Annotated in this window: 22 protein-coding genes; 11 read left to right on the plus strand and 11 right to left on the minus strand. The window is 33.8% G+C overall.

The features are described 5' to 3' along the window. Nucleotides 1-88 precede the first annotated feature (88 nt). From NJT12_RS02870 to NJT12_RS02885, 4 genes are all read left to right on the plus strand, one after another. Nucleotides 89-1,048 (plus strand): transporter family protein, encoded by a 960-nt coding sequence (locus tag NJT12_RS02870; RefSeq protein WP_271334422.1) that lies wholly within the window; start codon nt 89-91, stop codon nt 1,046-1,048. Nucleotides 1,049-1,082: 34 nt separating this feature from the next. Continuing rightward, nucleotides 1,083-1,463 carry a hypothetical protein gene (locus tag NJT12_RS02875; RefSeq protein ID WP_271334423.1) on the plus strand — a complete coding sequence of 127 codons (381 nt, stop codon included), beginning with the start codon at nt 1,083-1,085 and terminating at the stop codon, nt 1,461-1,463. A 93-nt stretch (nt 1,464-1,556) separates the two neighbouring features. Continuing rightward, on the plus strand, nt 1,557-3,725 hold the full coding sequence (locus tag NJT12_RS02880) for a TonB-dependent receptor (protein ID WP_271334424.1): 2,169 nt from the start codon (nt 1,557-1,559) through the stop codon (nt 3,723-3,725). 122 nt (nt 3,726-3,847) lie between these two features. Beyond that, entirely contained in the window at nt 3,848-5,443 is a 1,596-nt protein-coding gene (locus NJT12_RS02885) for a PepSY-associated TM helix domain-containing protein (RefSeq protein ID WP_271334425.1), read from the plus strand. A 262-nt stretch (nt 5,444-5,705) separates the two neighbouring features. Here the strand turns inward: NJT12_RS02885 and NJT12_RS02890 are convergent, their stop codons facing one another. From NJT12_RS02890 to cysC, 5 genes are read right to left on the minus strand one after another with little or no spacing between them, the layout of a single operon-like run. Next, the gene (locus tag NJT12_RS02890; RefSeq protein WP_271334426.1) at nt 5,706-6,368 is read right to left on the minus strand and encodes a TrmH family RNA methyltransferase; all 663 of its coding nucleotides are present in this window, start codon (nt 6,366-6,368) and stop codon (nt 5,706-5,708) included. Nucleotides 6,369-6,420: 52 nt separating this feature from the next. After that, nucleotides 6,421-6,807 carry a hypothetical protein gene (locus tag NJT12_RS02895; protein ID WP_271334427.1) on the minus strand — a complete coding sequence of 129 codons (387 nt, stop codon included), beginning with the start codon at nt 6,805-6,807 and terminating at the stop codon, nt 6,421-6,423. A 38-nt stretch (nt 6,808-6,845) separates the two neighbouring features. Next, nucleotides 6,846-7,805, minus strand: coding sequence for a sulfotransferase family protein (locus NJT12_RS02900; protein ID WP_271334428.1), 960 nt, complete (start codon nt 7,803-7,805; stop codon nt 6,846-6,848). Between the two features lie 9 nt (nt 7,806-7,814). Beyond that, on the minus strand, nt 7,815-8,498 hold the full coding sequence (locus tag NJT12_RS02905; protein WP_271334429.1) for an aspartyl/asparaginyl beta-hydroxylase domain-containing protein: 684 nt from the start codon (nt 8,496-8,498) through the stop codon (nt 7,815-7,817). 26 nt (nt 8,499-8,524) lie between these two features. Beyond that, complete coding sequence (gene cysC / locus NJT12_RS02910; RefSeq protein ID WP_271334430.1) at nt 8,525-9,049, minus strand: adenylyl-sulfate kinase; 525 nt, start codon at nt 9,047-9,049, stop codon at nt 8,525-8,527. A 315-nt stretch (nt 9,050-9,364) separates the two neighbouring features. On the opposite strand from cysC, the gene NJT12_RS02915 reads away from it, so the two are divergent. The 4 genes from NJT12_RS02915 (at nt 9,365) to NJT12_RS02930 (ending at nt 14,677) form a co-directional block, all read left to right on the plus strand. Beyond that, nucleotides 9,365-10,066 carry an SIR2 family NAD-dependent protein deacylase gene (locus NJT12_RS02915; RefSeq protein WP_271334431.1) on the plus strand — a complete coding sequence of 234 codons (702 nt, stop codon included), beginning with the start codon at nt 9,365-9,367 and terminating at the stop codon, nt 10,064-10,066. Continuing rightward, nucleotides 10,063-10,755, plus strand: a complete 693-nt coding sequence (locus NJT12_RS02920) for a sterol desaturase family protein (RefSeq protein ID WP_271334432.1) — start codon at nt 10,063-10,065, stop codon at nt 10,753-10,755. Before NJT12_RS02915 ends, NJT12_RS02920 begins: the two co-directional genes overlap by 4 nt. A gap of 89 nt (nt 10,756-10,844) precedes the next feature. Beyond that, nucleotides 10,845-12,191 carry an adenylosuccinate lyase gene (purB, locus tag NJT12_RS02925; protein ID WP_271334433.1) on the plus strand — a complete coding sequence of 449 codons (1,347 nt, stop codon included), beginning with the start codon at nt 10,845-10,847 and terminating at the stop codon, nt 12,189-12,191. A gap of 236 nt (nt 12,192-12,427) precedes the next feature. Further along, nucleotides 12,428-14,677, plus strand: a complete 2,250-nt coding sequence (locus NJT12_RS02930; protein WP_271334434.1) for a cation:proton antiporter — start codon at nt 12,428-12,430, stop codon at nt 14,675-14,677. Nucleotides 14,678-14,778: 101 nt separating this feature from the next. On the opposite strand, the gene NJT12_RS02935 is transcribed toward NJT12_RS02930, so the two are convergent. From NJT12_RS02935 to NJT12_RS02945, 3 genes are all read right to left on the minus strand, one after another. Continuing rightward, complete coding sequence (locus tag NJT12_RS02935) at nt 14,779-15,417, minus strand: peroxiredoxin (RefSeq protein ID WP_271334435.1); 639 nt, start codon at nt 15,415-15,417, stop codon at nt 14,779-14,781. A 231-nt stretch (nt 15,418-15,648) separates the two neighbouring features. After that, on the minus strand, nt 15,649-16,869 hold the full coding sequence (locus NJT12_RS02940) for an MFS transporter (protein ID WP_271334436.1): 1,221 nt from the start codon (nt 16,867-16,869) through the stop codon (nt 15,649-15,651). A 17-nt stretch (nt 16,870-16,886) separates the two neighbouring features. Then, entirely contained in the window at nt 16,887-17,801 is a 915-nt protein-coding gene (locus NJT12_RS02945; protein ID WP_271334437.1) for an AEC family transporter, read from the minus strand. 116 nt (nt 17,802-17,917) lie between these two features. Between NJT12_RS02945 and NJT12_RS02950 the strand changes: the two genes are divergently transcribed. From NJT12_RS02950 to meaB, 3 genes are all read left to right on the plus strand, one after another. Continuing rightward, nucleotides 17,918-18,325, plus strand: coding sequence for an RrF2 family transcriptional regulator (locus NJT12_RS02950; protein WP_271334438.1), 408 nt, complete (start codon nt 17,918-17,920; stop codon nt 18,323-18,325). Between the two features lie 59 nt (nt 18,326-18,384). Beyond that, nucleotides 18,385-19,026, plus strand: a complete 642-nt coding sequence (locus tag NJT12_RS02955; protein ID WP_271334439.1) for an NAD(P)-dependent oxidoreductase — start codon at nt 18,385-18,387, stop codon at nt 19,024-19,026. Between the two features lie 161 nt (nt 19,027-19,187). Then, on the plus strand, nt 19,188-20,285 hold the full coding sequence (meaB, locus tag NJT12_RS02960) for a methylmalonyl Co-A mutase-associated GTPase MeaB (protein ID WP_271334440.1): 1,098 nt from the start codon (nt 19,188-19,190) through the stop codon (nt 20,283-20,285). Between the two features lie 25 nt (nt 20,286-20,310). Here meaB and NJT12_RS02965 read toward each other — a convergent pair whose 3' ends face one another. The 3 genes from NJT12_RS02965 to NJT12_RS02975 all read right to left on the minus strand — a co-directional run bounded on the left by NJT12_RS02965 (nt 20,311) and on the right by NJT12_RS02975 (nt 24,022). Beyond that, nucleotides 20,311-22,251: an LTA synthase family protein gene (locus tag NJT12_RS02965; RefSeq protein ID WP_271334441.1), complete on the minus strand. Its 1,941-nt coding sequence runs from the start codon at nt 22,249-22,251 to the stop codon at nt 20,311-20,313. A gap of 36 nt (nt 22,252-22,287) precedes the next feature. After that, nucleotides 22,288-22,515, minus strand: coding sequence for a hypothetical protein (locus NJT12_RS02970; protein WP_271334442.1), 228 nt, complete (start codon nt 22,513-22,515; stop codon nt 22,288-22,290). A 121-nt stretch (nt 22,516-22,636) separates the two neighbouring features. After that, entirely contained in the window at nt 22,637-24,022 is a 1,386-nt protein-coding gene (locus tag NJT12_RS02975) for an MATE family efflux transporter (RefSeq protein WP_271334443.1), read from the minus strand. Nucleotides 24,023-24,035 lie beyond the last annotated feature (13 nt).

Here is a 24,035-nt window from a genome sequence, read left to right on the forward strand (position 1 = left end):
CCAACGGAAGCTTTGTCAACTTATAGAAAATGGGATTTTGAAAAAAGCTTGAAACGGAAAGCGGGATCAGCTCCTAAAAATAATTAAAATGAAAAAAATAATAGTAATGATTGCGCTTTTGGCTGGGTTTTCGGCCTTTAGTTTTACCGCAAAAGATAGTATTTCGGTCTTCACCTTTCAACGTTTAGCGATGATGGAAGATTTTGATTGTGATGCTTGCGGATGTTCAGCAAGTGGCGGAAGCATGGGTTTTGGCTCAATGCTGAATAACAATTTTGTAGGGTTAAGATATATGAAACAAAGTTATACGAGCCGTGACGGAATCTTTGCCAATTCGCCCTGGATTGATGAAAATTTTAATACGATTCAGGCTTGGGCGCGAATTCCTGTTACAGAGAAAATTCAGATTTCGGCATTGGTTCCCTATCATTTTAACGAAAGAGCATTGACAGCCGGAACTGAAAACATCGAAGGTTTGGGAGATATTACTGTAATGGCTTTGTACACCGTTTTTGAAACAAAAAAAGACAGTACGTTTTTTACGCATAAAATAAATCTTGGCGGGGGTATAAAACTCCCGACGGGAAAATTTAAAGAAGCTAATAATTTAGGAAGCGTGAACCAGAGTTTTCAACTAGGAACCGGAAGTTGGGATTTTCCTGTGATTTCTGAATATGTAATCAAACATAAAAACTTGGGGTTGAACACAACATTGAATTATATTTTCAAGACTGAAAACAGCAAAAATTACCAATACGGAGATCAGTTTAATTATGCGGGAACGTTCTTTTATTTGTTCGATTTAAAATCAGTTCAGATTGTTCCGCAAGCCGGATTGGCGGGCGAAGTTTACCAAACCAACAAGCAATACGGTTTAGATTTACCTAATACGGCAGGCGATATTTTGTTTAGCAAATTTGGTATAGAAGCCGGGAAAGATAAATTTTCGGTTGGATTAAACGTGATGTTGCCAATCAATCAAAACTTATCAAGCGGCAATATGGAAGCAAATTACAGATGGAGCGTAAACTTAAATTACACACTGTAATTTTTAAAACAAAATACAAACAACGAAATAAACTTTGAAAAAAATCATCATCATCATATTACTTTCCTGTATGCTTTTGGTGCCATCTTTTGGCAGTTTCTTTGTTTACACTACATTTAAATTAAATCAGGAAGAAATTTCAAAAACGATTTGTGTACAACGCAAAATGGTTTTTAATTCTTGTAACGGTCGTTGTGAACTTCAAAAAAGTTTAAAAAAATATTCTGATAACGAGAAAAGAATGCAGGACAATCTGAAAGAAAAAGCAGAAGTCATTTATATCCAAAATGTTCCTGTAAATCATTTCAAATTTGTTGTATCAATAGAAACACGAACAGCCGTTTTTGCTTATTTCGATAAAAAACCAATTTCGGTTTCAAGCTCAACTTTTCGCCCTCCCTCCTGTTTTATATAAATTTTAGCCCTGCTTTTCGATTCTTTCGAGAAGCTTTTTCCTGCGTTCTACTAAGAGAATGCCGGTTACTTTTTTAAAATTTATAGTATTAAAATGAAGAAAATATATCTCATCCTATTCCTTATAGGACAATGTGTGATAGCACAAAATAAAACAGAAAAAGACACCACAAAATCACAAGAACTGGACAATGTTTTTATAACAGCCAACAGAACTGCCACTTTACGCAAAGAAACTCCTGTTGCCATTAGCAAAATAACTGCTAAAACCATTAATGAAACTAAAGCGACGGCCGTTTATGAGATCATCAATAAAACTCCTGGAGTTCTAATGGTCAACTTAGGAAACGAACAGCACATGATGTCGATTCGCCAGCCTATGACTACAAACGCCTATTATTTGTATTTGGAAGATGGTTTACCAATTCGGCCAATGGGAATTTTTAATCATAATGCTTTATTAGAAATCAATCAATTTAATTTACAAAGTATCGAAGTTGTCAAAGGCCCCGTTTCGTCTTTGTACGGACCTGAAGCTGTTGGCGGAACAATCAATTTAATTTCACTAAAACCACCTGTTGATCCGGAATTTAAATTTGGAGTTCAGGCTGACAATTACGGTTACAGAAGATTTCAGGCTGCCGGTGGAGCAACAATCGGGAAAGTTGGTTTTCATATCGCCGGAATTTCAAGCTTGCAGGAAAATGGCTGGATGACCTATTCTGATTATAACAAAGACAACCTGAATGCCAGAATCGATTACAACATCTCTTCTTCTACCCGATTGATCAGTAATACCATGTACGGAAAATATTTTTCTGACATGAGCGGAACCGTAAATGAAGATTCATTTAATAACAGAACTTATCAAAGCACATCTAATTTTACCTATAGAAAATCTCAGGCTTTACGAACACGATTAACACTGGAACATGACTGGAACCCTAATTCCAGCAGTTACATTACAGGGTATTTACGAGACAATAAATTAGGACAAAATCCTTCGTACGGAATTAGATGGAGCCCAACCGTAAACCCAACAACTGCAAAAGGCGAAGTCAACTCGAATAATTTTAAAAGTTACGGCGCCATTGGTCAACACACTCAAAAGTTTGATTTTTTGAATACAAAATTAGTCGCCGGAGCATTATATGATTATTCTCCTGTAACTTATTGGTCATACGTTATCGATCTAAAAGCTAATCTAAATCCTGGAGAAGTCGGAAAACAAACTGTCGATTCATATGGAATTATTGCAGAACATCCGGACTCAAAATTAGCAGATTATACTGCTGATATTTTCAATAGTGCGGCTTACGCCCAATTTAGCTTTAGCCCGATAGAGAAATTAGTAATCACAATTGGCGGTCGTTATGATAATATGAAAGTGAATTACGAAAATGCCCTTGACAATTCTACCGGAAGTAAACTTTATGACAAAATGACTTTTAAAGCCGGAGCCAATTACAACCCGTTTGAATTCGCCGGTTTTTATGGGAACTATTCACAAGGTTTTGCACCTCCCGGAATTACATCCATTTTTAGAACTAAACCCGGAACCGGAGGAACAACCGGAGTTCCTGCTGATTTTTATTATAATCTGGAACCTGCTACTTTCGACAATTATGAAGTGGGCGGATGGTTTTCTTTCTTTCAAAACAAATTAAATTTTGATTATGCTTTCTATTATATGGAAGGAAAAAATGAACTTTTAAACATTAAACTGGCAGATAATTCAACTGATTATCGATCAGCAGGAGAAACACGTCATAAAGGGATTGAGTTTGGAGCTTCGTACCGTCCTTCAAAACAATTCAACATTCGTTTTGGCGGAACTTATGCACAACACACTTATATCGATTTTAAACTTTCTGACAAACCAACCGATCCTGTTCAGGATTTAAACGGAAAAGACATGCCAGCAGCGCCAAAATGGTCCGGAAATTCTGAGGTAAGTTATTACCCAAACTGGCTTCCTAATCTTAGAACTTCTGTAGAATGGCAGCTTGTTGGCAGCTATTACCAAGATCAGATTAATAGCATAAAATACAGTGGCTACAATATATTCAACGTCAGAGTAGGTTATCAATGGAAATCTATCGAGATATACGGAAACGTATTGAATTTAACGGACAAATTATATGCTTACAATGTTTCAAGAGCCAATACAGCAAACGCTCAACCCACTTATACAGCAGCTGCACCAAGAACTTTTGTGTTTGGAATTCAGTATAATTTTTCATTAAAAAAATACAAATTATAAAAATTGAACCATTAAGATATTACGGTTCATTAAGCCAAAACTTAATTTTCCTTAATCTCTTAATGGTAAAAAAATCATTTTAATCTGTAGCAAAAAAATAGGTAAATCATAAAAACTCAAATATGAGCAAAGAAATAAAAGACAAGAAATCTAAAAAGAAAGATTCAAAGTTTGTCAAGAAAATAAAACAGCACATGTACAAATGGCATCGTACGATTGGTTTAATTACCATCGTTCCTGTTATTTTCTGGACACTATCAGGTTTGATGCATCCGTTTATAGCGCATTTTTTTAAACCTGAAATTGCACACGAAAAACTCGAAGCACAGATAGTCGATAAAACTCAATTGAAGTTTTCGATTCAGGAAGTTTTACAGAAAAATGAACTCACGCAATTCAAAAATTTCAGAATCGTTACCTTCAATAATAAAACCTATTATCAGCTGAAAACTATAATTGGCGAATTATGGTATTTTGATGCATCTACAGCTGAAAAACTTGAAAACGGAGATCAAAAATATGCCGAGTGGCTTTCGCGTTATTTCCTCGATGACCAAAAAAGTCCTTTAAAAAACAGTGAAGTTGTAACGGAATTTACTTCGCAATACAAATATGTAAACCGTTATTTACCGGTTTACAAACTCAGTTTTGATCGCCCTGACAATATGCAGGTTTATGTAGAAACATCATCAAGTAAATTGGCAACTTATAACCCGACTTCAAGACAGGCTTTTATCTGGTTTTTTGACACGTTTCATAATTGGTCGTTTATCGATGCAATATCAAACAATAGTATCCGAATTATTACAATGATTTTCTTATTATCTATCATTGGATTTTCTGCCTTAAGCGGAATTTTAATCTATGGTTTATTATGGAAACAATTCAAAAAAACAGATAGTTTACAACCTAAAAAAGGTCTTAGAAAATACCATCGCCAAATTGGAATTTGGATTTCACTATTTACTCTGACATTTGCTTTTAGTGGAGCGTATCACGCCACAACAAAATGGAATCCATATACTTTATCGCAAATGATTTACGAACCTACATTTGTAACTAAAGAAATTCCGGTTGCGAACAACGATCTTGATTTAGACTGGAGTCGTTTTCAAAATGTGAGTATTATTACGCTAAACGACACGACCTATTATCGCTGCCAATTGCTTGAAAAGCAAAAATTCAAATCATCTAAATTAGATTCGAATTCAAAATGGAATAAAAAAGATGATCCAAAATCTGAGGTAGTCTATATTAATGCTTCAACCAATAAAGTTGCACCAAATCTGGACTTTCAATATGCGGAGTTTTTAGCTTATTATTTTACAGATGGCGCTCCAAAAGCTGCCTGTTGCGAAATGGACCAAACTTCAGATGAACCTCATGTATCTTTGGAAAATTCAAAACTATTAGATTCTAAACTCTTAACTGATTTTAATAGTCGCGAATATGGCTTTGTCAACAAAAGATTACCCGTGATAAAATTAGCTTATGACACTCCCGAAAAAACAACTTATTATATTGAAACTTCAACTTCAAGATTGGCTGCCGTAGTTAAAAATTCGGATATGGTCGAAGGCTATTCTTTTGCAATTCTACACAAATTCTTATTTATGGATTGGGCAGGAAAAAACATTCGGGATCTAACAATGGTTTTAGCCGCCTTAACTATTTTGATTGTAAGTATTTTGGGGTTTATTTTATTCCTGAAGAAATAAAATAAATCTCGTAAAGTCCAAAGTTTTATTGTTTCACGCAGATTTAAAAAGATTTAAGCGGATGCTCGCAGATTTATATAATTCTAAATCAAAATAAAATCTGCCTAAATCCGCAGAATCTGCGTGAAATAATCCTTTGAATCTTTCTAATCTTTAGTCTTAAATATACAATTTGCCACTTCGCTCCCACTAACTATCGGGATTGCGATATTAAATCTACAATTATTACCAGCGTGTCAAGCAAAAGTTTTTTCTTAACAACTTATCGAGGATTTTCCTCAAAATATCTCGCTTCAATTCGTTTAATATCTTTTATCGAATTCTTGGCCCACGCCAAACGTTTTTCCAGAATTTCATCGTCTGATAAATGCCAGTCGATATCTGATTTTTGTAATCTGTTTGTTAAGTTCTGAATGATAATAGCCGCGGAAACAGAAATATTTAAACTCTCTGTAAAACCAACCATTGGAATTTTAAGAAAACCATCTGCTTTTTCTAATATTTCTTCTGACAATCCGTCTCTTTCTGTTCCAAAAAATAAAGCACTTGGTTTTGTAATATCAAAATCTTCCAAGAGACAATCATTTTCATGAGGTGTAGTCGCAATTATTTGATAACCCTGATCTTTTAAAGTTGAGATACAATTGGTAACTGAATCGAACTGATTAATGTCTACCCATTTTTGGGCGCCCATTGCGATTTCTTTATCGATTTTTTTTCCGTAACGCTGCTCGATTACATTTAGCTCCTGAATTCCAAAAACCTCACAACTACGCATAACAGCACTTGTATTGTGCATCTGAAAAACATCTTCTACAACAACTGTAAAATGCTTGGTACGGCTGCCAAGTACTTTTAAGAATCTTTCTTTGCGGTTATCAGTCAGTATATTTTCAAGGAAAGCGAGGTAATCTAAATCAATCATTATATTCGTGTTTGCCGCAAAAATACGTTATATACAAATAATTGGTATTGCTTTACTTTGATTTTTTATCGAAAACAGCATCTAAAACATCATGCAAAATGGCTTCTCCAAATGTTTTCTCTTTTTTTTGATCTGGATAAATTGGTTCTCTTTCCTGATTACTCATTTGTCTTCTAAGTAATAAATTGGTATTTGTAAAAGAATAATATTTCTGGGATTCAATTTTAATGGGATTAAAACCAGGTTTAGGATTGTAAATAGAAAACTGAACAGGAGAATTTATATATTTTTGATAATCTACAGAATAATCATCATACTTTGAAAATTGAAAATTTGCAATAGTGTTGTTGTTGCTAAATGAAATGCTTTCATTAGTTTTAACTTGAGCGAATAAAAAACCTGTTGCAAAAAAGATCAGCAATAAAAATAACTTTTTCATTGGATAAAAATAAGATAAAAAGTAAGAAAAAGACCTAATTACGAAGTAATAAATTCATTATCCCATTTTTTATACAAAGCAATAAGCTTTTTAAAATCAATTTGTAAATCTTCATCTTTATATGAATCGCCTGTAAAAATGGCATTGTCATTTTTCGAATGTTTCTTTAGACGTTCATACATTTTATCAAGTTCAGTTGCACCATAATCAACCTTAATATAGGATATGAATTTTTCGATAACATTTTTCATTCCTTCGTTATAATTAAGTCTTACAACATTTTGATCTATGTCGTAAAAGTCCAGAAAACCTTGAAAATATTTCTCTAAAACCAGCACTCTGTATTGCTGAAAACTAATTTCATTAATTTCTACAGCTGTTATTCCAAAAACATCCGAAGGCAATAAATTGGGAATCATGTGCATTCCTGCCATTTTTTGATGTGATTTTAAAACCTCTATTGGATTTCTGTAAAGTAAAGCAAAAGGTGTTTCAGGGAAAATTGATCTTAGATAATCGACATTAAAAATATGCCAGGCATCGAGTTTTATAATTAAATGTTGCTGTTCCGGAAATCTTTTTTGACCCAATAATTTTATTACTGACTTTATTAGCAGTGTTTTTTCATCCCAACTAAAATGATCACTTCTTAAAATTTGATCAATAATTGGCGCTTCTGAAATCATAATATTTTCAGAAGAAGTTGCCAAAGATTGACTCAACATCGTAGAACCACATCGGGAAACGTGAAAAACCAACGATTTTAATTCGACCGAAATTAATTCATTAGACCAATCTCTAAGGTTTTCTAAAATGCTAACTGCTTTAAATGGTTTTGAATTGTAAGTATGGCTCTTGCACTTTGCAATCGTTTCATCAAAAAACGGATCGTCATATTTTAGGTCTGCCAGATACAGCCATTCAAAATAAATCTCGTTATCTTTTTCGATTAACTTAATCGGGATCCAGTTTAAAAGCGGATGATTTATATTTTCCATTTGATGATTTTATTTTGATTGTAGATCTGCAATAATTTTAGCCCCGGCTTCTGATGGATTTCTGGAAAGTTCTGCAATTATTTGTTGCTTTACTACATATGAATATTCATTTTTACCCGAAGACGCATTTATATCAAAACCCATTTCCGTAAATAATTGATCTGACCAATCGTTTCTTATACAGTCTAGTGTAAAATGAATGCGCGGTTCTGAACTCCTGTTTTCTACACTATGCAGAAGCTGAAAATTGGCATACCAGCACTCGCCCATTTTCATTGGAACACGCTTTTTATCTACATAAAAAAATACATTATCGTTGGTTATAATAGGTATATGAATTCTAAAAAAACCGTCTTCATAGGATGTATCATTATCCATATGCTCTTTAATTTCGCTTTGAGGATCTAATCGAAGTAATCTGACAGCTTCCTTTTCGCATTGAAACCAATCCATAATTTCTTTAAAATAATGGCAGCGATCCAGCAAATTGGTATTATAATATGCTTTGTTTGGGAAAGACGTAATATCATTTATTAAACCGGATTGTGATCTAAGAGAAACACTTGTCCATTTTCCCTCGTATCGATTAGTATTAAAATGCGGTGTCCATAAATCATTTTCGCAGATCACAAGATCTTCTTGCAATTTATCTATTGAAAAAGAAATGGGAAGTTGACTTGAAGAGGCATTCATATACTAAAGGATTTAATTATTTAAAACTAAGATAAATTACTAATGATAAAACTATAAAGTCTATTAGTAGAAAAAATTTCCGTTTCGACATCTGTTTTTAAAACTAAATCTGCATTTGATGGAATCTCAAAAACATCGCTTATTCCTGTAAAATGGCTAATTTTATTAGGGTCATTATCTGGCAACAAAGCTTGCTTATACAATCCTTTTGGATCTCGTTTAATCAGGTTACTTATGGAACAATCTAAATATACGGTTCTCACAAACTCATAGGTTCTTAACTCATTGCGCAGACTTTCATAAGGATTAATCACCGACATTAAAACGATGGTATCTTCTCTAACAAAGTTTTGCGCTACATTAAACAAACGTCTGATATTTTCGCATCTGTCTTCTCTGGAAAATCCTAAGTCCCTGCAAATCGTTTTACGATAAACATCTCCATCAACGATTTCGACTTTATAACTTTTATCTAATAATAAATGCCGAACATTTTGAGCTAATGTTGTTTTACCAGCACCTGATAATCCCGTAAACTGTATTAGAATCATTGAAAGTTTTATTTTGCTTTACTCGATAATAAAAATAAACATTTTGTAAGACTCTTACAACAAGTATAATTACGCTTTTATTATCTGCAAAAAATCAAAAGTTAAAATGTGCCTTTAGATACATAATATTTATAATCACTAGATTTTTGATATTCGCAGGCGTGCCGCGGATACACAACAAAACGATAACTATTGGGTACGTACGGCACGCTAAACCCATTCCATTTTTTATTTTTACGATAATTAGTGCCTAACAGAACAAAGTATAGTGTTTCATTCTTTTATTCCCTATTTTTATCTTTTTAATGGAATAAAATGAAAAAGAAATTGGTTGTTTTAACCGGAGCCGGTATAAGTGCCGAGAGTGGCATAAAAACATTTCGCGACAGTGATGGTTTATGGGAAGGTCATGATGTAATGGAAGTGGCAACTCCTGAGGGTTGGCATAAAAACCAAGAATTGGTTTTGGACTTTTACAACAAAAGGAGACAACAGCTCAAAGAAGTAAAACCTAATTTAGGACATCAAATTTTAGCCGAATTAGAGCGCGATTTTGATGTTCATATTATAACCCAAAATGTTGATGATTTGCACGAACGTGCCGGAAGTACAAAAGTTTTGCATTTGCACGGAGAATTACTAAAAGTAAGAAGTACGCAAAATCGGGATTTAATCCTTGATTGGAACGATGATTTATACACTGGTGATCTTGATGAAAACGACCATCAGTTGCGACCTCATATTGTTTGGTTTGGTGAAGATGTTCCTGCGCTTGAAGAAGCAATCGAAATTACCGAAACCGCTGATTATTTTGCCGTAATTGGTACTTCTTTGCAAGTATATCCGGCAGCGGGTTTAATTTCGTACACTTATAGCATTACACCCGTTTTCTATATTGACCCCAAACCTATTGCAATCCCAAACATTCAGAATAAAGTCGAAGTTATTGCAAAACCTGCATCTGAAGGCGTTGCTATTTTAAGAGAAAAACTATTAGAAATCGAAAAAACAATATGATATTCCAAAGCTGGTTACAGGAATTATCCCAGTATAATTTACTTAGTTTATTTATTTTCTTTTTGATTGAAAATTTAGTTTTGATACTGCTTTCCATTGTTTTAGCAAAAGCAATTGAATATGATAATACAAAATTGAACAAAACAGATCGTAAATGGGTACTCTCAACTTTAATTTGCAATGCGCTGATAACGTTATTGGGATTTGAATTATATCGCTATGAAATTCTCAAAATAGATTTTTCACCCTCTCTTTTATCAATAATTACAGATACTTTATTGCTCATTGTAGTAATGGATTTTTTTATGTTTGTTTTCCATTTTTTGGCCCATTATCTAAAATGGTTTTATCCCATTCATAAACTGCATCATACTCATGTCGAAACAAGTGTCTATAGTTTGTACGTTCTTCATCCTATAGAAACTTTAGGATTTGGGATTATCTGGTTATTTTCGATTACAATATTCGACTTCAACTACCTAAGCATCACAATTTATCTCATTTTAAATCTGTTGTACGGGATCTTTGGACATTTAAAAAAAGACGTTTTTCCTGATATTTGGTACAATAATCATTTTACCAAATGGATATCAACAACAAAATTTCACTCTAATCATCATAAAAACGAATCTCACAATTATGGTTTTTATTTTACCATATGGGATAAAATCTTCAAAACGATTATTTAATTTACAAGTTCTGCCATAATAACGCTTCGGTAATTTTCAGAAGTTTTAACAATAGCTTATATTTGTGCCTTTCGAAAAACAACATAACAATGACTACTTTAAACGAATTGAATGCTATATCACCAATTGACGGACGATATAGAAGTAAGACCCTTTCATTAGCACCATTTTTCTCTGAAGAAGCTCTAATCAAATACCGTGTATTAGTTGAAATTGAATACTTTATTGCCTTGTGCGAAGTACCTTTGCCACAACTAGCAGACGTAAACCCAAATTTATTTGACAGTTTACGTGACATCTATAAAAATTTCTCTACTGAAGATGCTCTTTGGATAAAAGAAACGGAGAAGGTAACCAACCACGACGTAAAAGCGGTTGAATACTTTATCAAAGATGCTTTTGAAAAACTAGGCTTATCTCAACACAAAGAGTTCATTCACTTCGGATTAACTTCTCAGGACATTAACAATACTGCGATTCCTCTTTCGACAAAAGATGCTTTTGAGCAAGTTTATTTGCCTTCATTAATTTCTTTAATTTCTAAATTAAAAGAATTAAGTGTAGAATGGAAAGATATTCCAATGCTAGCACGTACGCACGGACAACCGGCTTCTCCTACTCGTTTAGGCAAAGAAATTTTGGTTTTTGTAGAACGTCTTGAAGAGCAGATGCGTTTATTGTTCAATATTCCGTTTGCGGCTAAATTTGGCGGAGCAACAGGAAACTACAATGCACATCACGTAGCTTATCCACAAATTGACTGGAAAAAATTTGGTAATAAATTTGTTGAAACAGATCTTGGTTTACACCATTCTTTCCCAACAACACAAATTGAACATTATGATCATTTTGCTGCATTTTTTGATGCTTTAAAAAGAATCAACACTATCGTTATCGATTTAGATAGAGATATCTGGACGTATGTTTCAATGGACTATTTTAAACAAAGAATCAAAGCGGGAGAAATTGGATCTTCGGCAATGCCTCATAAAGTGAATCCTATTGATTTTGAAAACTCAGAAGGAAACTTAGGAATTGCAAATGCTATTTTTGAACATTTAGCAGCAAAATTGCCTGTTTCAAGATTACAGCGTGATTTAACAGATAGTACTGTTTTACGTAATATTGGTGTACCAATTGGTCATACCATTATTGCTTTTGAAGCTTCGCTAAAAGGTTTAAACAAATTGCTCTTGAACGAAGCTAAGTTTGCCGAAGATTTAGAGAAAAACTGGGCTGTTGTAGCCGAAGCAATTCAGACAATTTTACGTCGTGAAGCCTATCCAAATCCTTATGAAGCTTTAAAAGGTTTAACAAGAACTAACGAAGCTATTGATAAAAAAGCAATTCATAATTTTATTGCAACTTTAGAGGTTTCTGACTCAGTTAGAGCTGAATTGATGGCAATTACACCTAGCAATTATGTAGGAATTTAAAGAAAACTAAAAATATTTTCTCAAAAAAAGCTATCTTTATCGAGATAGCTTTTTTTTATTTAATACCGGGAATTTAGCCCAGATTGCAATGAAAAGCCTTTTGCGAAAAAAGCCCTGTTTTTTTGCAGGTACAGAGCGACCAACGGAAGCTCCTAGAACTGCTTAAAAAATAAGCGTTTTGAGTAAAAGTTTGAAATGGAAAGCTGGATTAGCTCCTTAATATAAAATACCACTTTATGATCGCCTTAAGCGCCGCTGCAGAAACTACACACCATTTACAACCACTTATTAGCGACTTGGGATTAATCCTGATGACCGCCGGAATTGCTGTTTTGATATTTAAAAAAATGAAACAGCCTTTGGTTCTAGGCTATTTGATTGCCGGATTTCTAGCCGGAAATCATTTCGATTTTTTCCCCTCGATAACTGACATGAAAAGTGTTGAAGTCTGGGCTGAAATTGGGGTTATCTTTTTATTATTTAGTCTGGGGCTCGAATTTAGTTTTAAGAAACTGATGAAAGTTGGAGGTACATCCTCTATTACTGCCATAACACAAATTTTGTCCATGACCCTTATTGGCTATTGCGTTGGGCAATGGATGGGCTGGGGAAAAATGGATAGTATTTTTCTTGGGGCAACACTCTCGATTTCTTCTACAACCATTATCATTCGTGCATTTGACGAATTGGGAGTAAAAGGAAAAAAGTTTGTGGGTATTGTATTTGGCGCTTTAATCGTCGAAGATATTGTTGCGATCTTAATGTTAGTTTTACTATCAACAATTGCAGTAAGCGATCAGGTTTCAGGAACTGAGCTATTACAATCCGTTTTAAAATTAGTTTTCTTTTTAATTATCTGGTTCTTAGGCGGAATTTTTATTATACCTACAATCCTGAAAAAAGCAAAACATCTTTTGACAGATGAAATGCTGCTGATTATATCATTGGCCCTTTGTTTAATGATGGTTATGTTTGCCGCTAATGTAGGCTTCTCTCCTGCTCTTGGTGCTTTTATCATGGGATCTATTATTGCAGAAACAACCCAGGCAGAAAAAATAGAACACTTGATTCAGCCTGTAAAAGATCTGTTTGGTGCTGTTTTCTTTGTATCAGTCGGAATGTTAATCAATCCGGAAACACTGATAACTTATGCGCTGCCAGTGGCACTTATTACGCTTATTACTATTTTCGGAAAAGCCATCAGTTCATCAATAGGCGCTTTATTATCTGGACAACCTCTTAAACAATCCGTGCAAACCGGAATGAGTTTGGCTCAAATTGGTGAGTTCTCCTTTATTATTGCAACATTAGGTATGACACTTAAAGTTACCAGCGATTTTTTATATCCAATAATCGTTGCGGTATCTGCCATTACAACATTTACAACCCCTTTTTTAATTAAATATTCAGATCCTTTTTCCGGATATCTGGAAAGAAAACTACCTAAAAAATGGATTAAAAATATTAACAGATATAGTGTCAATGCACAAGCGATTAAATCTGTAAGTACCTGGCAGATCGTACTTCGCGCTTCTATTACACAAATCATATTGCATACTATAATTATTACCGCTATTATTTTATTGTCGGCTAAATTTGTCGCTCCGTTAGTAGCTGACACACGATTTGGAAATACTTTGGCCGCATTGATAACCTTAGTTGTAATTGCACCGTTTTTATGGGCACTTTCGTTACGACGTGTAAAAGTAAATGAAGTGGAAACTTTATGGGAAGAACGAAAATACCGTGGCGCTCTTTTGATGCTTATTTTAATAAGAATGAGCCTTGGTTTATTTTTTGTTGGTTTCTTGCTTAATATTTTCTTCTCACCTTTAGTCGCTTTTGTTGCCTTAATAATTGCTATTGGGGCTTATCAATTGTTTCCTAAAAAATTGAATGAACAATATCATAAAATTGAGAATCACTTTTTAAAGAACCTTAACGATCGTGAAAATAAAAAAATCGACAGAAGATATGCCAATTTAATGCCTTGGGATGGTCACATGTCTATTTTTGATATTGGAAAAGAATCTAATCTGGCCGGTAAAACGTTACAGGAATTACGCATCCGAGAAAATATGGGAATTAACATTGCTTTTATCAGGCGTGGTGAAATCACAATCCCAATTCCGACTAAAAATGAACGTTTGTTTCCGGGTGATGAAATTTGTGTTATTGGTACCGATGAGCAAATCGCACAGTTTACCAATTATTTGCAGAATGAGGTAGAAGCTACCAAAAACCACGAAGAAACAGAAATTGTATTACGTCAATTAGAGATTTCTAATGAAGATTTTATTCAAAAAAGTATTGGTCAATTTAGAGAAAAAACCGGTGGACTTGTTGTTGGAATTGAAAGAAACGGTAATCGAATTTTAAATCCGGAATCTCATATAATCCTGGAAAAAAATGATATAATCTGGGTTGTTGGAGATAAAAAACGAATGAATGATTTAATGAAAGATAGCGTACACGTAGCCTTATAACATTTATCTATAAAGTTACTAAGGCGCTAAGTTTCTAAGGTACTCATTTTTATAAAAACTTTTTAAACCCTCGAAACTTAGCGCCTCAGCAACTTAGAAACTTATTTATTAGGTTGCGGTGTCATTCGCAAATAAGGTTTTATAGGTGTATGTCCTTTTGGGAATTTTGCAGCAATATCACTATCAGGAACAGCAGGTGTAATTACTACATCTTCTCCGTCTTTCCAATTTGCAGGAGTTGCTACACTGTAATTCGCCGTTAACTGCAAGCTATCAATAACACGAAGTAATTCGTCAAAATTTCTTCCTGTTGAAGCCGGATAAGTCAATGTTAATTTGATCTTTTTATCAGGACCAATTACAAAAACAGAACGTACCGTAAATTTCTCACTTGCATTAGGATGCAGCATATCATATAAAGTGGCTATCTTTTTATCTTCGTCAGCAATTATCGGAAAATTAACTACTGTATTTTGTGTTTCGTTGATGTCTTTAATCCATTCTTTGTGCGACTCTAAACCATCGACGCTTAAAGCTATAACCTTTGTATTTCTTTTTTTGAATTCCGGAACATAATTCGCAACTGTTCCTAATTCAGTTGTACAAACAGGAGTAAAATCTGCAGGATGCGAAAATAAAACACCCCAGGAATCTCCTAACCACTCATGAAAATTTATAGGACCTTCGGTTGTTTCTGCATGAAAATCCGGAGCAATATCTCCTAATCTTAATGTTGACATAATTATATTTTTTTAGTTCATCTAAAATTAGTCAAAAAAAGGACAAGGAAAACATCAAATTTTTAAAAATAAGTTAAAATTCTATTTTTTCTATCGAGTTACTGTTTTAGGTAAATAAAGCGCATTTGAAAACATGAAACTACAGATATTACCAACGAAATTTCAGTTTTGAAACTAATCATTACGATGACATTTACTGCAGTTAGTCTTTGTTTGAGATTAAAAATATAATTAATTTTTCTTCTTCTGAATGTTCGGTAAAAAGTAACATAAAATACCAATTAATGGCAAATAGGAACTTATCCCAAACACATATTCAATACTGGTTTTATCTGCAACATATCCTAAAATAGCAGATCCCAAACCTCCCATTCCGAAAGCAAATCCAAAGAACAAACCTGAAATCATTCCCACTTTTCCCGGTTTTAATTCCTGAGCAAAAACTAAAATTGCTGAAAATGCCGAGGCAATAATAATTCCAATAACAACAGCTAATATGCCAGTCCAGAATAAATTAGCATATGGTAAAAGTAACGTAAACGGAGCGGCTCCCAGAATAGAAAACCAAATAATATATTTTCTACCAAAATGATCTCCTAACGGACCACCTATTAAAGTTCCTGCTGCTACCGAAGCCAGAAAAATGAATAAATACAGTTGAGAGTCCTGCACTGACATAGAAAATTTACTCATTAAATAAAAAGTAAAATAACTTGACATACTGGCCATATAAAAGAATTTTGAGAATATCAGAAATAATAAAACGATTATAGAAATGGTAATTTTTCTATTGGACAGAGGAACGATTTCTTCTTCTAAACTTACTTTTTTAGAAGCTCTTAAAGCCATATGATCCTGATACCAAACTGCAATTCTGGATAAAATTAGAATTCCCAAAAAGCCTGCAATAACAAACCAAATCACATACGATTGTCCGTGTGGCGCCACTATTAATGCAACCAATAATGGTCCTATAGCACTTCCTGCATTTCCGCCTAATTGAAAAATTGATTGTGCCAAACCTCTTTTTCCTCCTGAACCTAAAAAAGCAACGCGAGAAGCTTCCGGATGAAATATAGAAGATCCTATACCTACAAAAGCTACAGAAACTAAGATCATCCAAAAAGAACTGGCAATCGATAATAATCCCAATCCAACAATGGTAAAAAGCATTGAGATAACAAGTGAATATGGCTTTGGTTTTTTATCTGTATAAAAACCTATAAAAGGCTGTAGTAATGAAGCTGTAAGCTGAAAAACAAATGTAATTAATCCGATTTGGGTAAAAGTCAGGTTAAAGTTTTCTTTTAAAATTGGATAGGCTGCCGGAATTACTGCCTGCATTAAATCATTTAAAAGATGCGCAAATGCAATCGAGAATAAAACGGAATAAACTGTTTTTTGAACTAAAACACCACTATCAATCGTGGTCTTTTGTGTAGATGAATTCATATTTGTAGTGAGCAAAATTAAACGGCAAAACTAACGATAAAATACCAAATAGCGATCGTTATAAACGAAATAGGAATTCCGAAACCAATCATCATACTGCTTAACTTTGGTTTTAAACCATAAGTCGATGCTAAAATTGCACCTGTGATCATGGGAGCCATAGCCATTTCTATAATTGTTATTTTAATTGCTTCAGAATGTTGCTTTAAAATAAAAACATATAGTACCAAAATAACAAACGGAGTTACAATAAGCCTAAAGAATAGTCCTAATCCCAGAAAGCGCCAATGCTGGCTTTTTCGATCAAAGGTAAGTTGCAATCCTACAGAAAACAATGCTAAAGGAGTTACTAAACTTCCCATTTTCAATAAACCATACTGAAGATTTGAATCCAGATCATATTGAAAAACATTCATCAGGCAGGATACCACAAAAGTAATGAACGGCGGAAAGAAAATTATTTTTTTGAAAATACTAAAAGTATCGGGACTTCCCTTTGAATAAAAAGCAGCTACAAAAACACCCAATGTAGAAACCACAACAAACGTTCCGGGCTGATCAACGAGAATCGCTGTCTCTAAACCTTTTTTTCCAAACAAAGCCTCAATGATCGGATATCCAAGAAAAGACGAATTGCTTAATCCTGCTGTCAGAATCAAACAACCAATTAGTTTATTAGACCAGCCAAGTCTTTTGCCAAGAAAATGAAAAAACACAAAAGCCAGTATAAAACTAATCCATCCTGAAGCTATCGGAAAAAGCAAATCGTTACTCCATTTTATCTTCGGAATATGGTATAAGGTTATCGCAGGCAAACAGATGTAAATTACAATCTTATTCAACACCTTATAAATACGGGTTGGAAATTGCTTAATATGCTGCAAAACCAAACCTAAAGCAAGAAAGAAAAATATAAGAATAAAATTGTTCATAGTCCTAAAAGCATCAAAAATAAGGATTTATCAATTGCCTGTAAAAATTAATTTTAAGTTAAAACTTTTTTTTATTACATAAAACCTACTACATTTGTAACATATTTTATTACAGTATGATTTCAGGAAAATTTGCCATAACGATTCACATTCTTACTTTACTCACTAAATACCCAAATGATTATCTATCATCTGAGCATATTGCGGGAAGTATAAATCTAAACCCTGTTTTGGTGAGAAAAGAAATTGCAAACCTGAAGGCGCATCACATTGTCGAAAGTAAAGAAGGTAAAAATGGTGGTACAAAACTATGTGTTGATCCTTCGAAAATTACATTAAAAGAGATATTTGAAATGACTTTTGAAAACATTAATTTGGGTTACGCTAAAAATCAACCGAATCCGGCTTGCCCTGTTGGAAAAAAAATAAATGAAAACTTAAGTTCCTTGTATGCTGATATGAATCAAAAAGTTAGTTTACAATTAGAAGGAATTTCTTTGGAAGATTTTTCTAATCAATTCTAAGCGGCTTTTTTTAAACAAAACTGTAACTTTTTTTATTACAAAATTAAATTATATATACTATGAAAATCGCAATCATTGGAGCAACAGGATTTGTTGGCTCAGCAATTCTAAACGAATTAGCAAACAGAAATCACTACATTACTGCTATTGCAAGGACTCCAAAAGAAACACCAAAAGTAAAATGGGTAGCTACGGATATTTTTAATGTAGAGGCGCTGGCGGAAACTCTTAAAGGAAATGATGTTATTATTAACGCTTACAATCCAGGTTGGACAAATCCAAATTACGCAAATGATTTCATCAACGGATCTAAAGCAATTCAGGAAGCTGCAAAAAAATCTGGTGTAAAACGTTTTATCACTATTGGTGGTGGGGGAAGTTTGTTTGTAGCGCCAGGCTTACAAGCAGTTGACACTCCTGATTTCCCAAAAGAATATCATGATGCGGCATCTGCTGCGAGAGATTATCTAAACATTATTAAGGAAGAAAAAGAATTGGATTGGGCATTTTTCAGTCCGGCTTTCGAAATGCACGCTGGAATTACAACGGGAAGAACCGGAAAATACCGTTTAGGATTAGACAATCCTGTTTTTAATGAGGAACAAAGAAGTATCATTTCTGTAGAGGATTTGGCAGTTGTTATTGCTGATGAAGCCGAAAACCCAAAACACCACCAGGTTCGTTTTACTGCGGGATATTAATTTTTTATAGCTACAAATTACACGAATATTTATGAATTATTTTTTTAAAATCCAATTCAATACGGATAACAAATTCGTGAATATTCGTGAAATTCGTGGCCCACTAACTTTTTGAAACTGTTTTTGTTTTCTGTACTTTTACGTTACATAAAAATATCGTTTTGTCAAGTCAAAAAAAACAATCAGGCAGCTTACAAGAAAAAGCCGGAATTTCAGCTCCTGAAATCACGAATGTTGCCGCTATCGATCAAATTAAAAAAAGCAGAAGACAGCAACCTTCTTCTACTGAATTGATTGATGGTATTTTAAAAGGAAATATCACATCCCTGAGTCGGGCTATAACTTTGGTCGAAAGTACCAATCCTGAACATGCTGCAAAAGCGAATGAAGTGATCAATGGTTGTTTACCTCACGCAAATAAATCTATCCGAATAGGTATTACGGGAGTTCCCGGAGTTGGAAAAAGTACTTTTATTGAAGCTTTTGGATGTTTTCTGACGCAATTAGGTAAAAAAGTAGCTGTTCTGGCAGTTGATCCAAGCAGCTCACTTTCGCATGGTAGTATTCTGGGCGATAAAACCCATATGGAAGAGTTGGTAAAGGATGAAAATGCTTTTATAAGACCTAGTGCTTCGGGAGATACTTTGGGTGGTGTTGCCCGAAAAACACGTGAATCTATTATTTTATGCGAAGCTGCTGGTTTTGACACCATTATTATAGAAACTGTTGGCGTTGGACAAAGCGAAACTGCGGTTCATAGTATGGTTGACTTTTTCTTATTATTAAAAATTTCCGGCGCCGGCGATGAACTTCAAGGCATCAAACGCGGTATTATGGAAATGGCGGATGCCATTGTCATCAATAAAGCAGACGGAGATAATATCAAAAAAGCCAATCAGGCTAAATTAGAGTTCAACAGGGCTTTGCATTTATTTCCTCCTAAAAAATCAAACTGGCAGCCAAAAGTCACCACTTGCAGCGCCATCACTAAAGACGGAATCGCAGAAATTTGGGATACAATTTCCAGTTATTTCGAACAAACAAATGAATCTGGTTTCTTCCCGGAAAAGCGAAAAGAACAGAATCATTTCTGGATGATGGAAACGATTAACGAACAGCTTAAACTGAACTTTTATAATCAACCCGAAATTATTTCGCAACTGGAACAAAACAAAAAAGCAGTGCAAAATGATGAAATGTCACCTTTTGCAGCTGCTCAAATATTATTAAAATTGTATTTTAATAAAGGTTCTAAGTAAGAAACTCAGAGCCTTGGTTACTTAGCTACTTAGAAGCTTTTCTAAGCTTATACTTATTCTCTTTATACAAATTCCCTGCTGTAATTACATGTGCCAAAGCATCTTTTGCTAATTCTTCATTTAATTTAACCGGAATTAAAGTTGTATCATTTTTGATTTCGAATTGCAAAGGTTTCAAATTAGGCTGCATAATCACAACTTGATTTTCGACTCTGAACGCATTGATATCATTAAATTGCATAATTGCTCTTCCTTGTATTTTTGGATCTAATTTGTTTAGATTTCTACCTACCATTGGTGTTTCAAACGGAAGCCCTAAATAGCTCAATAATGTTGGTGGAATATCAATCTGACTTGCCAATTTATCATAAGAAGCTCCTTTTTGAACTCCAGGTCCTATAATCAAAGCAGGAATATGAAATTTATTTATTGGCACTAAATTTTTTCCGTAAGTTCTGGTGTTGTGATCCGCAATTACGATGAAAACTGTATTTTTGAAATAAGGTTCTTTCTTTGCCATTTCGAAGAATTTTCCAATAGAAAAATCAGCATATTTCATGGCATTGTTTACCGTTGCCGGTTTCGCATCATAAGGTTTTATTCTTCCTGCCGGATATTCAAATGGTTCGTGATTTGAAGTTGAGAACATCAAAGAGAAAAATGATTTATCTCCTTTTGCTTTAAAATAATTGTTCGCTTTGGTTACCAAATCTTCATCAGAGTATCCCCAGGTTCCTTTGAAAGCATATTTATTTCCATCTGATTCAAAATCTTCCTGATCTACAATATCTTCAAAACCATTTCCGTTAAAAAACGAAGCCATATTATCAAAATTCGCCATTCCGCCATAAATAAAACTGGTGTCATATCCTTTTTGTTTTAAGGCTGCAGCCAAAGTAAAAAATCCTTGTTGCGAATTTCCTAATTTCACTACACTCTCTGACGGTGAAGGCAAAAATCCAGTTACAACAGCTTCAATTCCGCGAACGCTTCTTGTTCCTGTACAATATAAATTGGTAAACAATAAACCCTCTTTTGATAATTTGTCAAATTCTGGTGTTAATGGTTTTCCTCCTAAAATTCCAACATACTCTGCTCCTAAACTTTCTTGTAGAAAAATTACTAAATTATAAGGTTTCTTCAGGATTGTATCCGGTTGCTGCACATGTAGAAACGGAATTTCAGCATCAGTAAAATCATTTGGTCCGGCAATCATGTATTTTTTTACACGAGCGATTGCTTCAGCTTCATCCATTTTACCATACATCTTAGTGTTTCCTTCGTTTTTAATCGAATATGCTGCAAAAGCTACGGTGTAAAAAGAGTTTAATCCAAGAGTATTTGTCAATTGATCTGTCGAAAAAACAGCATTACTGGCATTAATCGGACGTTTTGAAGTAAGGCTTGAACGTGCTCCAAAAAACAATAAAAAAGCTACTAATGGAAATAATATCAACTTGAATTTATATTCGGCACTAGTCGTATGAAAATATTTTTTCCCTTTTTTGAAAGCAAAATACAAGACAACTCCTAAAATTAAAAAAGTTACAATGATCGAAGTCAAATAACTTTTTAGAAGCATTCCCACTACTTCTTTAGGATAAATCAGATAGTCTAAGAAAATCTTATTCGGTCGTGTATCATATTGTTTAACGAAATCCGGTGTTGCCAATTCTACAAAAAGAATCAGAAACAGGAATAAAAAGCTATAAATCACCAAGAAATTATTGGTAAACTTCAACCATTTATTAGGCAGGAAAGTAATTAAAACTGCTGGTAGAAATGACAAATAACACAATAAAATCAAATCCATTCGAAGTCCGATTGGAAAAATATACCAGAAATTTGGTGTTTCTACTACTCTCTCTTTAAAAAGAAAAAACAAAAAGATTCGACTTAAAGTAGTAATTAGCAATCCTATTGCTATGAAATTAAAAATAGGTTTTAAAAAACTTAATTTTTTCATTTGATGATTTAATTAATTTCTGTTTACTGTGAATTTCTACTCTTCGTAACGTTTTATTTCTCTGTCATAAAACTCATTTGCCTGAACAATTAAGCCTTCCATTTCAGCATTTAATTCTGCTTCGTCAAGATCTTCCGCTTCTTCCATAAACTCAACCTCATCATCTTTTAAGTTGATTATAAATCTTGGATAATCAAGGTGAATGATGAAAATATCATCTACAAAATCAGTATTATCTCCGAGTAAAAATTTAGGTAATTCCATTTTTATTTATTTTTTGTTTTTATTATTTTTTCCCACAGATTGCACAGATTCTCGCAGATTTTTTAAAGAATCATTTTAATCTGTAAAATCTGTGGCATACTTTTATTTAGAAGTTTCAAATTTAACTATTTGAAAGTGAATTTTGGATTAATTTTTTTGTTAGGTAATGAAATCGAATATAAAGAAATATCGCCGCCGCCGTTAATCCAGCCAAAAGTCCAATCCAAACTCCTTGTGCTTTTAGATCAGTATATTCAGCCAGGTAATACGAAATTGGGAAACCAATAATCCAATATGCCACAAATGTAATGTACATAGGCACTTTTACATCTTGCAATCCGCGTAAAGCTCCTAAAACAACTACCTGAATTCCGTCAGAGATTTGAAAAACTGCTGCTATTAAAAGTAGTTTTGATGCAATACTTATTACTTCGGCATTATCCAGAACTTGTCCGGTATTTTCCATATTCAAAAAGATATGAGGCAGGAAATTATGAAAAGCCACAAACAGAATTGCAAAAATAGTTTCTATAATAATGGCGAGTAAGAAAATAGAACGAGCAACAACGATTAATTTCTTGAAATCCTGTAAACCTCGTTGGTTACTAACCCGTATCATCGAAGTAACACTTAATCCCATTGCAAACATAAATGTCAATGAAGCAAGACTTAACGCAATTTGATTGGCTGCCTGACTGGTTTTACCAATATTACCACACAACCAGATTGATGCTGTAAACAACACCACTTCAAAAAGCATTTGCAATGCTGAAGGAAATCCTATGCTTATTATTTTTTTCAACATTTCTTTTTTAATCTCGTCAAAACTGAAATTTGCAAAAAAACGTTTCAAATCATTTCTTCTCGATAACATAATATGCATAAACATGACAAGAAATATTCTTGAGATTACAGTTCCAAGAGCCGCCCCGATAATTCCCATTTTTGGAAAAATCCAAATTCCGTAAATCAACATATAATTGATCCCAACATGCAGGACATTGGCCATAATCATAGCATACATCGAGTATTTTGTCAACGATAATCCGTCAGCAAATTGTTTGTACCCCTGATACATAATAAGAGGAATCAACGAGAAAGCAACCCAGTCAAGATAAGGTTTTGCAAGCGCAATAACATCAGCAGGCTGTTGCAGCAATTCCATTATTGGCTTTGCCAAAACAATTACCCCAAAAAGAAACAAGCCTAAAACAGTGCACAAGAATAATCCATGGTGAAAGGCAGAACGAATTTTGCTGTCATTTTTTTCAGTATCACCTTCGGCAACAATTGGCGTAATGGCAGTAGAAAAACCAATTCCTAACGACATTGCGATAAAAATCATACTGTTCCCTAATGAAACGGCTGCAAGTTCTGTACTTCCTAATTTCCCTACCATTATATTATCTACAATACCTATTAAGGTGTGCCCCACCATTCCTAATATAATAGGATATGCTAATCTTAAATTATATGAAAACTCTTTGGTATACTGTTTTAAATTCACTTCTATTCTTTTT

Origin of the sequence: Flavobacterium azizsancarii, assembly GCF_027980145.1 — a bacterium.
Taxonomy (GTDB): domain Bacteria; phylum Bacteroidota; class Bacteroidia; order Flavobacteriales; family Flavobacteriaceae; genus Flavobacterium; species Flavobacterium azizsancarii.